At 68.3% G+C, this 12436-nt stretch carries 12 protein-coding genes; 4 read left to right on the top strand and 8 right to left on the bottom strand.

What is annotated here, in order from left to right:
* Nucleotides 1-19 precede the first annotated feature (19 nt).
* Both Q8S40_RS16605 and Q8S40_RS16610 read left to right on the top strand, forming a co-directional pair.
* Complete coding sequence (locus tag Q8S40_RS16605) at nt 20-502, top strand: RDD family protein (RefSeq protein ID WP_304815582.1); 483 nt, start codon at nt 20-22, stop codon at nt 500-502.
* A gap of 38 nt (nt 503-540) precedes the next feature.
* Nucleotides 541-1323 (top strand): arginyltransferase, encoded by a 783-nt coding sequence (locus Q8S40_RS16610; RefSeq protein ID WP_305671258.1) that lies wholly within the window; start codon nt 541-543, stop codon nt 1321-1323.
* A gap of 9 nt (nt 1324-1332) precedes the next feature.
* On the opposite strand, the gene Q8S40_RS16615 is transcribed toward Q8S40_RS16610, so the two are convergent.
* From Q8S40_RS16615 to recO, 3 genes are read right to left on the bottom strand one after another with little or no spacing between them, the layout of a single operon-like run.
* Nucleotides 1333-2487 (bottom strand): alpha/beta hydrolase, encoded by a 1155-nt coding sequence (locus Q8S40_RS16615; RefSeq protein WP_305671259.1) that lies wholly within the window; start codon nt 2485-2487, stop codon nt 1333-1335.
* A 59-nt stretch (nt 2488-2546) separates the two neighbouring features.
* Nucleotides 2547-4817, bottom strand: a complete 2271-nt coding sequence (parC, locus tag Q8S40_RS16620) for a DNA topoisomerase IV subunit A (RefSeq protein WP_305671260.1) — start codon at nt 4815-4817, stop codon at nt 2547-2549.
* Nucleotides 4818-4850: 33 nt separating this feature from the next.
* Entirely contained in the window at nt 4851-5594 is a 744-nt protein-coding gene (gene recO, locus Q8S40_RS16625) for a DNA repair protein RecO (RefSeq protein ID WP_304815589.1), read from the bottom strand.
* 167 nt (nt 5595-5761) lie between these two features.
* Between recO and Q8S40_RS16630 the strand changes: the two genes are divergently transcribed.
* Both Q8S40_RS16630 and Q8S40_RS16635 read left to right on the top strand, forming a co-directional pair.
* Nucleotides 5762-6397: a DUF6498-containing protein gene (locus Q8S40_RS16630; protein ID WP_305671261.1), complete on the top strand. Its 636-nt coding sequence runs from the start codon at nt 5762-5764 to the stop codon at nt 6395-6397.
* 77 nt (nt 6398-6474) lie between these two features.
* A complete protein-coding gene (locus Q8S40_RS16635) occupies nt 6475-7107 on the top strand; it encodes a DUF6498-containing protein (protein ID WP_305671262.1) in 633 nt (210 codons plus the stop codon).
* Between the two features lie 10 nt (nt 7108-7117).
* Here the strand turns inward: Q8S40_RS16635 and era are convergent, their stop codons facing one another.
* The 5 genes from era to Q8S40_RS16660 form a co-directional block, all read right to left on the bottom strand.
* On the bottom strand, nt 7118-8044 hold the full coding sequence (gene era, locus Q8S40_RS16640) for a GTPase Era (RefSeq protein ID WP_305671263.1): 927 nt from the start codon (nt 8042-8044) through the stop codon (nt 7118-7120).
* Nucleotides 8041-8913 carry a ribonuclease III gene (rnc, locus tag Q8S40_RS16645; RefSeq protein WP_371136849.1) on the bottom strand — a complete coding sequence of 291 codons (873 nt, stop codon included), beginning with the start codon at nt 8911-8913 and terminating at the stop codon, nt 8041-8043. Before rnc ends, era begins: the two co-directional genes overlap by 4 nt.
* Nucleotides 8859-9611, bottom strand: a complete 753-nt coding sequence (lepB, locus tag Q8S40_RS16650; protein ID WP_304815594.1) for a signal peptidase I — start codon at nt 9609-9611, stop codon at nt 8859-8861. Before lepB ends, rnc begins: the two co-directional genes overlap by 55 nt.
* A gap of 106 nt (nt 9612-9717) precedes the next feature.
* The gene (gene acpS / locus Q8S40_RS16655; protein WP_305671264.1) at nt 9718-10140 is read right to left on the bottom strand and encodes a holo-ACP synthase; all 423 of its coding nucleotides are present in this window, start codon (nt 10138-10140) and stop codon (nt 9718-9720) included.
* A gap of 9 nt (nt 10141-10149) precedes the next feature.
* Nucleotides 10150-12420: a bifunctional (p)ppGpp synthetase/guanosine-3',5'-bis(diphosphate) 3'-pyrophosphohydrolase gene (locus Q8S40_RS16660; protein WP_305671265.1), complete on the bottom strand. Its 2271-nt coding sequence runs from the start codon at nt 12418-12420 to the stop codon at nt 10150-10152.
* Between the last annotated feature and the right edge of the window lie 16 nt (nt 12421-12436).

A 12436-nucleotide genomic window follows, 5' to 3' on the forward strand; every position in this document is an offset into this window, starting at 1 on the left:
ACCGATTCGGAGCAAGGCTGTGCCCATCTCGAACCCCCGCGCGTTTGACGGTGTTCTGCGCCGGCGGATCGTGGCCTGGGCCATCGATGCGGCACTGGTGGTGATGTTGTCCTGGGTGCTCTGGGGTGGGGCCGCGCTGCTGGCGGTGTTCACCATCGGGCTGGCGGGCGGGTTGCTGCTGCTGCCCTGGGCGATGATCCTGCCCATCCTGTACGGCACGCTGTCGATTTCCTCCCCCCTCTCGGCGACGCCGGGCCAGGCGGTGATGGGGCTGGCGGTGCGGTCCGATGCGGATGGTGCGGCGCCCACGATGGGCCAGGCCTTCACCTCCACCACGCTTTACGCGCTGTCCTGGGCCGCTGGCGGCCTGCCCTTGCTGGCGCCGCTGTTCTCCGGCCGCAGCCGCACGCTGCACGACCTGTTCTCCGGCACGCTGGTGGTCCGCAGCGCGGTGCTGGCGCGGCCCGAAAGATCACGCGACTTCGCTGCCGAGGATGGTTGATTTGCGGCTGTCGAAAGCCGAGACTATGTCCCAATCAGATGTTGCACCGCCCCGCACGCCGCCCCCAGTTCTTCTATACGACAGCGCCTCTGCCCTGCCCGTATTTGGCCGGGCGGACTGAGCGGAAGATCGTCACCGAGTTGTCGGGGGCGGAGGCGGAGCCACTGCATGACCGGCTGTCCCGCGCCGGCTTCCGCCGGAGCCATAATATCGCCTATTCCCCGGTCTGCCCGGGCTGCCGCGCCTGCATTCCCATTCGCATCGTCGCCAGCGCCTTCCAGCCGGATCGCACCCAGCGCCGCATCTTCCGCCAGAACGCCGACCTCACGACGTCGGAACTGCCGGCGCGCGCAACGGCGGAGCAGTTCGCCCTGTTCCAGCGCTACCAGGGTGCCCGCCACGGTGATGGCGACATGGCGGCGATGGGCTTCTACGACTACCGCGCCATGGTTGAGGACACGCCGATCACCACCGGCGTGGTGGAATTCCGCGATGCCAGCGGCCGGCTGGTCGGCGCCTGCCTGACGGATTGGCTCTCGGACGGGCTATCCGCCGTCTATTCCTTCTTCGAGGCGGATAGCGGCAAGCGCAGCCTGGGCACCTACACCATCCTGTGGCTGGTCGCCCGCGCCCGTGCGCTGGGCCTTCCCTATGTCTATCTGGGCTATTGGGTGCCACAGAGCGCCAAGATGTCCTACAAATCCCGCTTCCGCCCGAGCGAGACCCTGGCCGGCGGCGTCTGGCGGGTGCTGGCGGAGCACCAGGACCATGCCGAGCCGCTGGACCCGGACCACCAGGAAAAGCTGACCGTCACCGGATAGGCGGCCCGGTCACCCGTTGCCGGATGGTTGCTCCAGATAGGCATGGCGCCTGACCGGCCCCTGGAAGGTCCAGGCCATCTGTTCCGCCGGCGCCAGGGTCTTCCGCAGCGGCGTCTTCTTGCCGGCCAGCGCCGCCACCAGGTCAGCGCGCGCGTTGCGGTCGTTGCGATACCATTGGTGCTGAAGCGCATCATATTCCGTGCCGCCCGTGGGCAGGACTTCCGCCTTGGTGTTCCAGGCAAGGCCGGGCCAGTAATCCACCACCTTTACCGCCTCCGGCAGCGCGGTCAGATCATCCGGTCCGAAATGGCCAAGCCGGCGGCTGTCCTGGTTGGCGATGCGGCTGGCCCAGCTCAGCGTGGTGTCGCGGCTGATGGCCACCGTCACGCGCTCCGCCAGGGCGGCCAGCATCCGCAGCGACATGCCGGGCGCGAAGGCGCTGCAATCCACATCCGCCGCGGCCATCACCGCATCCCCGAACAGGCCGCGCATCTCCCGGGTCATCAGGCCATTGGCCAGCGACAGCAGCCCATAGGCCAACGCATGATTGCCCATGGAATGCGCCAGCAGGGCGAGGCGCGGCGGTTCCTCGCCGCAGCGCGCGCGGGCATTGCGGATCTGCGCCAGCAGCCGCGCCAGGGCGGGGCCGGAGGCTGCGGCATCCAGCTGGTCTCGCCGGTACTGTTCCTTTGCCCCGCCAATGAAGCCGCCGGCATCCGCCGCGATGACCTTGCCGTCCGAGGGCCAGGAGAAAACCAGTGGCGCCAGGGACAGGCCCGCCGCGCCGTAGAATTCCTGCAACTGCGCGGCGCGCGTGACGGCGCTTTCGAAGCTGTTGGAGAAGCCATGGATGAACAGCAGCGGCACCGCCTGTTGTGCCGCCGCCAGGGCAAGCCAGGAATCGAGCAGCCGGGCGCAATCGCCGCCATCCACATCCTGGAAATCATCGAGCCCGGTGATCTCCGGCGGCCGTAGCGCGTCGCGCTCCGCCTCCGTCGCATCCGGCTTGCCGAGCAATTCCACCTCGACACGGCCGAGCCATAGCCGGCCCGGCGCGGCCTGATCCGCATCCATGCAGAAGGCCGCATCCATGCGGGCGCGGTTGGTGGCGAAATGGATGATGGTCGAGCCGGCCTTGGCGGCCTTCTTCGGCTTCTTTGCCATGCTGTCCTCCCGGAGGGGGTCAGGACAGCATGGCGGCCTCGGTCATGTCGAGCGTGGAATCACACCCCGAACTTGCGCGATTTGGGGAAGCGGTCCGGCGGCATCTTGCCCGCGCCGGCGCGCTGCCCGGCCCAGGTTCGGAGGTCGGTCTCCACCTTCACCCCGCCGCCATAGCGCCAGGCGAGGCCTTCTTTGGCGGAAAACACCTTGGCATCATTCAGCGTCGCGCCGTCCTTCAGCTGCATCAGCTGCACCCCGCGGCCGCGCGTCATTTCCGGCACCTGGGAGAGTGGGAACACCAGCAGGCGGTTGTTGCTGCCGATCGTCGCCACGCTGTCGCCTTCCGCCGTTCCTGATTGCAACGGCACGCACAGCAGCGCCTCCACCGCCGCATCCACCACCAGCACCTGCTTGCCGGTGCGCTTTTCCGCCAGCAGCTCCTCGCCCTTCACCACGAAGCCCTTGCCATCCGTCGCGGCGATCAGGAAGCGGCGGCCGTCCTTGTGGACGAACAGCGTCACCACATCATCGCCATTGGACAGGTCGAGCAGCAGCCGCACCGGCTGGCCATCGCCGCGGCCGCGCGGGATGGCATCCGCCTTGACGGTATAGGCCTTGCCATTGGTCGCCAGCACCACGATGCGGTCCGTCGTCTCGGCGTGCAGGGCGTATTTCAGGCTGTCGCCTTCCTTGAAGCGCAGCTCCGCATCGGCGCCGAGATGGCCCTTCTGCGCCCGGATCCAACCCTTCTCGGAGAGGATGACCGTGATCGGCTCGCGCTCGATGAAGGCGGTCTCGTCCACCACCGCGCCGGCCTCGATGGTGCCGGGGATGGTGCGGCGCTTGCCGAGCGCCGTCTCCTGGCCGAACTTCTCGCGCGCCGCGCGCACCTCATCGGCAATGGCGGCCCAGCGCTTGGCATCGCTGGAGAGCAGGCCGCGCAGCTTCGCCTGTTCGCGGCTCAGCTTCGTGTGCTCGCGCCGGATCTCCATCTCCTCCAGCTTGCGCAGTGCGCGCAGGCGCATGTCGAGGATGGCGTTGGCCTGGGTCTCGGTCAGGCTGAAGGTGGCCATCAGGGCTTCCTTCGGCTTGTCCTCCTCCCGTACGATGCGGATCACCTCATCCAGGTTCAGGTAGACAATCAGGTAGCCGTCGAGGATCTCGAGCCGCCGCGCGATCGCCGCCAGCCGATGCTCCGACCGCCGCACCAGCACCACATGGCGGTGGTCGAGCCAGCAGCGCAGCACCTCCCGCAGCCCCATCACGCGGGGCGTGCGCTCCGCATCCAGCACGTTCATGTTGAGCGGGAATCGGGTTTCGAGCTGGGTGTGGCGGAACAGCGTCTCCATCAACATCTTCGCATCGATCGCCCGCGTCTTCGGCTCCAGCACCAGCCGCACCACGTCCGTCGATTCGTCCCGCACATCGCCGAGCAGCGGGAGCTTCTTCTCCTCCATCAGCGCGGCGATCTGCTCGATCAGGCGGGATTTCTGCACCTGGTAGGGGATTTCGGTGACCACCACCTGCCAGGTGCCGTTCTTCAGCGGCTCCACATTCCATTGCGCCCGCAGGCGGAAGCCGCCGCGGCCGGTGGCATAGGCCTCCCGCATCGATTCCGGGCTTTCCACCAGAAGCCCGCCGGTCGGGAAATCCGGGCCCTTCACATGCGCCAGCAATGCGTCGATGCCCGCTTCGGGGTTCTCGATCAGCACCAGCGCGGCGTCGCACAATTCACCCGCGTTATGTGGCGGGATGGAGGTCGCCATGCCCACCGCGATGCCGGCCGCGCCATTCGCCAGCAGGTTCGGGAAGGCGGCCGGCAGGACCAGCGGTTCCTTTTCCTCGCCATCGTAGGTGGCGCGGAAATCGACCGCATTCTCCTCGATGCCCTCCAGCAGCGCCTGGGCCACCTCCGTCAAACGGGCTTCCGTGTAGCGCATGGCCGCGGCGTTATCGCCGTCGATATTGCCGAAATTGCCCTGGCCCTCGACCAGCGGGTAGCGCGCGGCGAAGTCCTGCGCCTGGCGGACCAGAGCTTCGTAGATGCTGCTATCGCCGTGCGGATGGTATTTGCCCATCACGTCGCCGACGATGCGGGCGCATTTCTTGAAGCCGGCGGCGGGGTCCAGCTTGAGCTGGTGCATGGCGTAGAGCAGCCGCCGGTGCACCGGCTTCAGCCCATCGCGCACATCCGGCAAGGACCGGCTGACGATGGTGGACAGCGCATAGGCCAGATACCGCTCGGACAAAGCCGCGGCCAGCCCGGTCTCCCGCATGTCGCCGCCATTGTCGGGGAAGGCCGGCGGCGGGGTCTTGATGTCATCCGGCATGGTTTGAGATTCGTGCTTTGTTCAGGGTGGGGTTTAAACCGGCTCCGGCGGGGATACCAGCGCCGTGACGCGATCCGTCAGCAGGTCCCGCGCCGCCGGCAGGCCGCGGTTGTGCACGCCGTACACGTCGCGCGCCAGGAAATGTCCGGTCAGCCGCAGCCCCGCCGCCCAGTCCAGCGGCCCGGACGGGCCCTGGCCGAGCAGGAAGGCCGGCAGCGGCAGCAGCCGGTCGCGCCATTCTCCGGCCGCGGTGGCGGAGACGGCGCGGGCGGAACGCGGCGAGACGAAGGCCAGATCCTCCCGGCTGCCGGTCACCGCGCAGGCTGAGAAATCCAGCCCATAGCCGAGATCGGCCAGCAGATCCGCCTCCCACCGCACCAGATCGGGCAGCGCCAGTTCGGTGCCGCGTGCCAGGGTGGCGATGAAGGCGACCAGGCCATGGAAGATGCGCGGATGCGCCTCCCGCTCCGGCAGCGCCGATTCCGCGACGGCGCAGGCGGACCGCAGAGCGGCAAGGGCCAGCGGGTCCTCCATCGCCAGCGCGGCGGCGGGATGCACCAGCTCCGCGCTCAGCGCGCCAAGTTGCTCCGGCAGTCGCGCCACCCAGCGCGCCTCCACCAGGTTGCCGGGCTGCCACAAGGCCGATTGGCCGCGGGAGGCACCGCCCTTGGCCAGCCCCGCATGGCGGCCGTGGTCTTCCGTCAGCAGCGTGGCGATGACGCCACCCTCGCCATGCGGGCGGATATCCAGCACCACCGCAGGGGCTTCCCATTCCATGACCCTTGGCCTTTCACATCGGCGCACCGACCGCAACAGGGTGGATATGCGCCGGCCTTGCCGAGAGGCGACCCCGCACGCGACCCGGGATTGGCGAAATCTTATGGCTTCGCGGCAATCCTTGCGGCCCGCCCCGGCCGGTCGGGCGCCGTGAAGGAGCCGGCACGATGCCGCAGATGCCGTCCCTGCCCGGCCCGTTCCATCGCTCCGGCCTCGTGCTGGTCGCCGCCAATCTGGTGCCGATGGGCGGCGTGCTGCTCGGCCTGTGGTCGGTCTTCGACATCCTGCTGCTGTATTGGGCCGAGGGCCTGGTGATCGGCGTTTTCCAGCTGCTGCGCTTCGCCGCCTTCGCCTGGGTGTGGCGGATTCCGAGCCTGCTGCTGCTCGCGGCCTTCTTCGCCATCCATTACGGCCTCTTCGCCCTGGGGCATGGGGTGTTCATCCTGTGGTTGCTCGGGCCGCCGGGGATGGGTTTCGCGCAGGCCATCGCGCTGCTGCTGTCGCCGTCCGGGCTGCTGCTCGCGCTGCTTGGCCTGGTGGCGAGCCACGGCTTTGGCTTCGTTGCGGATTTCCTGCTGGATGGCGAGGTCCGGCGCACCGATCCGGCCGCCTTGATGATCCAGCCCTATGCGCGGGTTTTCCTGCTGCATGCGGTGGTGCTGCTGGGCGCGGCGACAGCGGTGGAAATTGGCCAGCCGGCGGGGATGCTGGGCCTGCTGGTGGCGCTGAAGATCGCCCTCGACCTGCGGTCGCATCGGGCCGTGCGCCAGCCGGAACCGGCCGAGGCGACGCCCGCGCCATGACGCGCCCCACCCGGCTTGAGCGGAAACGGCTGCCGCGCGAGCATGGCGCCAGGCCGCGGGGAAAACCGGACAGGATGTTGCCGAAACTGACCCCGCGCCTCGGCGCCTCCAGCCTCGTGCTGATCGGCGCCAATCTGGTGCCGCTCGCCGGCGCGCTGCTCGGGGCCTGGTCGGTCTATGAGATTGTGCTGCTGTTCTGGGCGGAGAATGTCGTCATCGGCCTGATCCAGCTGCTGCGGATCGGCACGGTCGCGGTGCTGCGCGCCTTGCCCGCGCTGCTCGCCATCGCGGGCTTCTTCGCCATCCACTACGGGCTGTTCACCTTCGTGCACGGCCTGTTCGTGGTGCATCTGCTGGCGCCGGCGGGCGAGGCGGAGGATGGGCTGGCAGGCGCCGTGTCCCTGCTCACTTCGACGGATGGGCTGCTCTGGGCCCTGCTCGGCCTGGTGGCGAGCCACCTGTTCTCCTACGTCGTCAACTTCCTCGGTGGGCAGGAATGGCGAAATCCGGACACGCCACAGTTGATGACCCAACCCTACAGGCGGGTGATCGTGCTGCACCTGACCATCGTGCTTGGTGCCTTCCTGGTCATCGCGCTGGGTGAGGCCGCACCGGTGCTGGCGCTGCTGGTGGTGCTGAAGGTGGCGGCGGATCTGCGCGCGTATTGGCGCGAGCATCGCGCCGCGGCCGCGGCCGCACCCGCGACCTGAACGCCGGGTTTCAGCCCGCGTCGTCGAGGCCCAGCGCGCGGATGCGGCCGCGTTCCTCGTCCCAGCCGGCGCGTTCCTTGACGTTGACGAACAGGTGGATGCGGCGTTCCAGCAGCGCCTCCAGCTCCCGCCGCGCGGTCTGGCCGATATTCTTGATCTTGCTGCCGCCGTCGCCGATCAGGATGGCCTTCTGGGTGGAGCGGGTTACGTAGATGGTCACGTCGATCCGGGCGCTGCCATCCTTGCGCTCCGTCCAGCTTTCCGTCTCCACCGTCGCATGGTGGGGCACTTCCTCATGCGTCTGGCGCAGCACCTGCTCGCGCACGATCTCGGCCGCCAGCATGCGCTGCGGCAGGTCCGAGAGGTCGTCCTCCGGGAACAGCCAGGGGCCTTCCGGCAGGCTGTTCGCCAGAACCTGAACCACCTTGTCGAGTCCCTTGCCCTTCAGGGCGGAGACCATGAAGGTCTCGGCAAAGGGCAGGATCTCGTTCAGGTCGCGCGACAGCGGCAGCAGCCGGGTCGGGTCCACCAGATCGGCCTTGTTGAGCAGCAGCATCGCCCGCCTGCCGCCCTTCTTCAGCTTCTCGGTGATCTGGCGCACCTCATCGGTCAGCCCGGCGCGGGCATCGACGATCAGCACGGCCAGGTCCGCATCCTGCGCGCCACCCCAGGCGGCGGCGACCATGGCGCGGTCCAGGCGCCGGCGCGGGGCGAAGATGCCGGGCGTATCGACCAGGATGATCTGTGCCAGGCCCTGCATGACCACGGCGCGGATGCGAAAGCGCGTGGTCTGCGGCTTCGGCGAGACGATCGAGACTTTCGTTCCTGTCAGCGCATTCACGAGCGTGGACTTGCCCGCATTCGGCGCACCCACAATGGCCACCAGCCCGCAACGGCGCGGGCCTTCGACTTCGATGGGGGTTTCCGTCTCGCTCATACCGCGCCCAATACCTGCAAAAGTTGTTCAGCCGCCGCCTGTTCCGCGGCCCGCTTGTTGTCGCCCACCGCTTCCGCCTCCCGCCCCGCCGCAACCGCGCGCACCCGGAAGACGGGCGCATGGGGCGGGCCGCTGGTGGCGACCATGACATATTCCGGCAGGCCCAGCGCGCGCCCCAGCGTCCATTCCTGCAGCCGGCTTTTCGGCGAGGAAGGCGGGCGGGAGGAAACCTCCAGCAGCGATTCCCATTCCCGCCGGATCAGCGCCCGGGCCGCATCCAGGCCGCCATCGACATACAGCGCGCCGAGCAGCGCCTCCAGCGCATCCGCCACCACGGATTGCCGCGCCATCACCCCCGCCCGCTGTTCGCCCGGCGGCACCCGCAGCGCCGCGCCGAGGCCCATGCCTTCCGCCACACGGCCCAGCGTCTCCGCCGAGACCAGGGAACCCAGGCGCTTGCCCAGCGCCCCTTCCCGCTCGGCCGGGAAACGCTCGGCCAGCCATTCCGCCATGATCAGCGCCAGCACCCGGTCGCCGAGGAACTCCAGGCGTTCATTGCTGTCGAGTTGCTGGCGGTTCGGATCGGCGGAGGAGCGGTGGGTCAGCGCCTCCACCAGCAGTTCCGGGCGAGTGAACTGGTGTGGCAGGGTGGCCGCGAAGCTGGCCAGCGCCGCGTCATGCGCGCTGCGGGTGGTCTCGGCCACCTCCGCCCGCTTCGCCTGCACCTTCACCCGGCGGCGCTGGCTGCGCTCCAGGCGCAGCGTTTCATCCATCCGGTCGCGCAGCGACCCGGCCGGGCGGTCCTCGGAAGGGTTCACCGCACCGCGCTGAGCAGGCGGCTCCAGCGGATTGCCGTTGGCCAGCCCCATACCTCCCACCAGCGGGCGGACCCATCGACGGAGAAGAAGATGAACTCCGCCCTGCCCACCAGATTTTCCACCGGGATGAAGCCCACCGCATTCTGCGCCCGGCTGTCCAGGCTATTGTCGCGGTTGTCACCCATGGCGAAGACATGGCCGGCCGGAACCAGGTATTCCGAGGTATTGTCGAAGGGCTGGTCGTCCGACATTTCCAGGATGTTGTGGGCCTGCGAGGCGACCCCCGGCTGCGCCGGCAAAATCTCGCGGTACTCCCGCACCACCAGGCGCGGTCCATCGCCTTCCACCGTGTAGGGGCCGATCAGCTCGCGCCGCACCGCCTGGCCGTTCAGGTACAGCACGCCGGAGCGGACCTGGATGCGGTCCCCGGGGAGGCCGATGATGCGCTTGATGTAGTCCGTGGAATTGTCCCGCGGCAGCTTGAACACCGCCACGTCGCCGCGCTGAGGCAGGCTGCCGAAGATGCGTCCCTCGAACAGGTTCGGGCTGAACGGCATGGAATGCCGCGAATAGCCGTAGGAATATTTCGAGACGAACAGATAATCCCCCACCAGCAGCGTGGGGATCATGCTGCCGGACGGGATGTTGAAGGGCTCGAACGCGACGGTGCGGATGCCGATGGCAATCAGCCCGGCGTAAACCACCGTCTTGATGGATTCGAGCCAGCCGCCCGACTTATGTTTGGCCATGGTGGGAATTTGCGCGGGCATCCTCAACGGACGCCCCAAATGCCGGACGCGTCTCTACGGGGCGGGATAGAGCGCGAGGCGATGGGGCCTGTCAAGGAACGTGCCATTACGCAGGCATCAGGCGCGGCAATGGGACGGCAGTGATGATGACCATGGCCTGCGCATAGGGGAACTCATCCGTCATGGTCAGCGCCACATGGCTGACATGGCCCGCGGGCGTGATCGCCGCCAGCCGCGCTGCCGCACCGCCCGTCATCCGCAGCGTCGGCTGGCCCGAGGACAGGTTGACCACGCCGAGATCGCGCCAGAACACCCCCGACCGGAAGCCGGTGCCGAGCGCCTTGGAGGCCGCTTCCTTCGCCGCATAGCGCTTGGCGTAGGTGGCGGCGCGAATCGTCTCGGTGCGCCGTTCCGCCTTGGCACGCTCCGCCGGGGTGTAGATGCGCGACAGGAACCGGTCGCCATACTTGGCCATCACCCGCTCGATCCGGCGGATGTCGATGATGTCGCTGCCCAGGCCGATAATCATGAAGTCGCGCTAACCCTTTGACCGCTCGACCTGCGCCACGCCCTGCAGCGCCCGCAAGGCGGCGATGATGTTGGAGAGGTGGCGCAGGTCCTGCACCTCCACATCCACCGCGATCTCCTGGAAATCCGGGCCGCGGTGGACGATGCGGAGATTCTCGATGGCGCCGTCCTGGCGCGCGATCGCATCCGTCACGGCGGAAAGCGCCCCGCGGTCATTGGCGGTGACCACCTCGATCCGACCGGTATGCGCCACGCCGACGCCGCCGCCATAGTCCCAGTCGATGTCGATGAAGCGCTCCGGGCTGTCGGCGAAGCCGGACAAATTGTGGCAGTCCGTCTTATGGACGGTGACACCCTTGCCCGTCGTGACAATTCCCAGAATGCGGTCGCCTGGCAGCGGGTGGCAGCAGCCGGCGAAATGCACCTCCATGCCCGCCACCAGCCCGGTGATGCCCATGGTGACGTCGCGCTTGAAGCCGCCCTTGGCGAGCGGCACGGCGCGGGGGCGGGATCGCGCCAGGGGTAGCGAATCGGCCGCACGCGGCGGGCCGCGCAATTCCGGGTAGACGGCGTGCAGCACATCCTTGGCCGAGGCGCCGCCGGCGGCGACCACCAGGCACAGCTCCTCGAAGCTCGACTGCTTCAGCGCCTTCAGCGCCGGGTCCATCTGCTTCTCGGAGAATTCCACACCCTCCGCCCGGAACACCTTGGCGATCGCCGCGCGGCCTTCCTGCTGCTGCTGCTGGCGCTGCTCGGCATGGACGAAGCGGCGGATGCGGGCGCGGGCCTTTCCGGTGACGACGAAGCGCGCCCATTGCGGGTTGGGCGTGCCGCCGCGGGCGGTGATGATCTCCACCTGGTCGCCGTTTTCCAGCGGGGTGCGCAGCGGCTTGATCTGGCCGTTGATCTTGGCGCCGACGCATTGGTCGCCGACCTGGCTGTGCACCTGATAGGCGAAATCGACGCAGGTGGACCCGCGCGGCAGCGCAATCAGCTCGCCCTTAGGCGTGAAGCAGAACACCTCGTCCCGGTGCAGTTCGAGCCGTGTGGCGTCGAGGAATTCCTGCGGCTCGCTGGCCTGCTCCAGGATCTCCAGCAGCGCCTTCACCCAGGGGAATTTCTGCTGGTCGCGCGCCGCTTCCCCGCCCTGCTTGTAGATCCAGTGCGCGGCGACGCCGTATTCGGCGACCTCATGCATCTCCCGCGTGCGGATCTGCACCTCGATCTTGGCATTGCGCCGTTCCGGCACCGTCAGTCCGGTGTGGATGGATTGGTAGCCATTGGTCTTGGGCGTCGAGATGTAGTCCTTGAACCGCCCGGGAACCACGCGATAGGCCGAGTGCAGCACGCCCAGCGCCTGGTAGCAGGCGGCCTGGTCCGGCACGATGACGCGGAAGGCCATGATGTCCGAAAGCTGCTCGAACTCGATGCTCTTGCCGTGCATCTTCAGCCAGATGGAATAGGGCGACTTTTCCCGCCCCGTCAGTTCCAGCAGGTTGATGCCGGCTTCCTCCAGCACCCGCTTCAGATCCTCACGGATCTCGACGATCAGGTCGGCGCCCTGGCCATACAAAAAGCCGCGGCGGGCGACGATGGACTGGCTGGCATCCGGCTCCAGCTCCCGGAACGCCAGCGTCTCCAGCTCCGTCTTCAGCGCGTCCATGCCGATGCGCTCCGCCAGCGGGGCGAAGATTTCCATGGTCTCCCGCGCCGTCTTGCGGCGGCGGGCTTCCTGCGGGACGAAATGCAGCGTCTGCATGTTGTGCAGCCGGTCCGCCAGCTTCACCAGCAGCACGCGGATGTCTTCCGACATCGCGAGGACCAGCTTGCGGAAATTCTCGGCCTGCTTGGTGCGCTCGGATTGAAGTTCCAGCCGCGTCAGCTTGGTGACGCCATCCACCAGCCGGGCGACTTCCTTGCCGAAGCGCTTTTCCAGCTCCGCAAGTCCGACCTTGGTATCCTCGGCCACGTCATGCAGCAGCGCGGTGGCGATGGAGGCCGGATCGAGCCGGTACTGCACCAGGGTGCGGGCCACGGCGACGGGGTGGATGATGTAGGGGTCGCCATTGTCGCGCTTCTGCCCCTCATGCGCCGCGCAGGCGGTGACCCAGGCGCGTTCGATGAGGGAGGTGTCCGCCCGCGGCGCATAGGCCGCGACGAGGCGGGCGAGTTCCTGGCCGATGGTCTCACCCGCGGGCGCGGACCCTGCGGGCACCGGCGCCGGTGCCGCGGGCGGCGGGTCCAGCGAGATACCCGCCTGGGGACCGCCGGGCGTGTTCATTCGCGGCCCCGTGGGG

Origin of the sequence: Falsiroseomonas sp. (genome assembly GCF_030695085.1) — a bacterium.
In the GTDB taxonomy this organism is placed as follows: domain Bacteria; phylum Pseudomonadota; class Alphaproteobacteria; order Acetobacterales; family Acetobacteraceae; genus Falsiroseomonas.

What these genes read in the sequence shown, in the direction of transcription:
- Q8S40_RS16610 (WP_305671258.1), top strand. Translation starts at nt 541, where the DNA reads ATGTTGCACCGCCCCGCACGCCGCCCCCAGTTCTTCTATACGACAGCG.
- Q8S40_RS16615 (WP_305671259.1), bottom strand. Translation starts at nt 2,487, where the DNA reads ATGGCAAAGAAGCCGAAGAAGGCCGCCAAGGCCGGCTCGACCATCATC.
- parC (WP_305671260.1), bottom strand. Translation starts at nt 4,817, where the DNA reads ATGCCGGATGACATCAAGACCCCGCCGCCGGCCTTCCCCGACAATGGC.
- recO (WP_304815589.1), bottom strand. Translation starts at nt 5,594, where the DNA reads ATGGAATGGGAAGCCCCTGCGGTGGTGCTGGATATCCGCCCGCATGGC.
- Q8S40_RS16630 (WP_305671261.1), top strand. Translation starts at nt 5,762, where the DNA reads ATGCCGCAGATGCCGTCCCTGCCCGGCCCGTTCCATCGCTCCGGCCTC.
- era (WP_305671263.1), bottom strand. Translation starts at nt 8,044, where the DNA reads ATGAGCGAGACGGAAACCCCCATCGAAGTCGAAGGCCCGCGCCGTTGC.
- rnc (WP_371136849.1), bottom strand. Translation starts at nt 8,913, where the DNA reads ATGGGGCTGGCCAACGGCAATCCGCTGGAGCCGCCTGCTCAGCGCGGT.
- lepB (WP_304815594.1), bottom strand. Translation starts at nt 9,611, where the DNA reads ATGGCCAAACATAAGTCGGGCGGCTGGCTCGAATCCATCAAGACGGTG.
- acpS (WP_305671264.1), bottom strand. Translation starts at nt 10,140, where the DNA reads ATGATTATCGGCCTGGGCAGCGACATCATCGACATCCGCCGGATCGAG.
- Q8S40_RS16660 (WP_305671265.1), bottom strand. Translation starts at nt 12,420, where the DNA reads ATGAACACGCCCGGCGGTCCCCAGGCGGGTATCTCGCTGGACCCGCCG.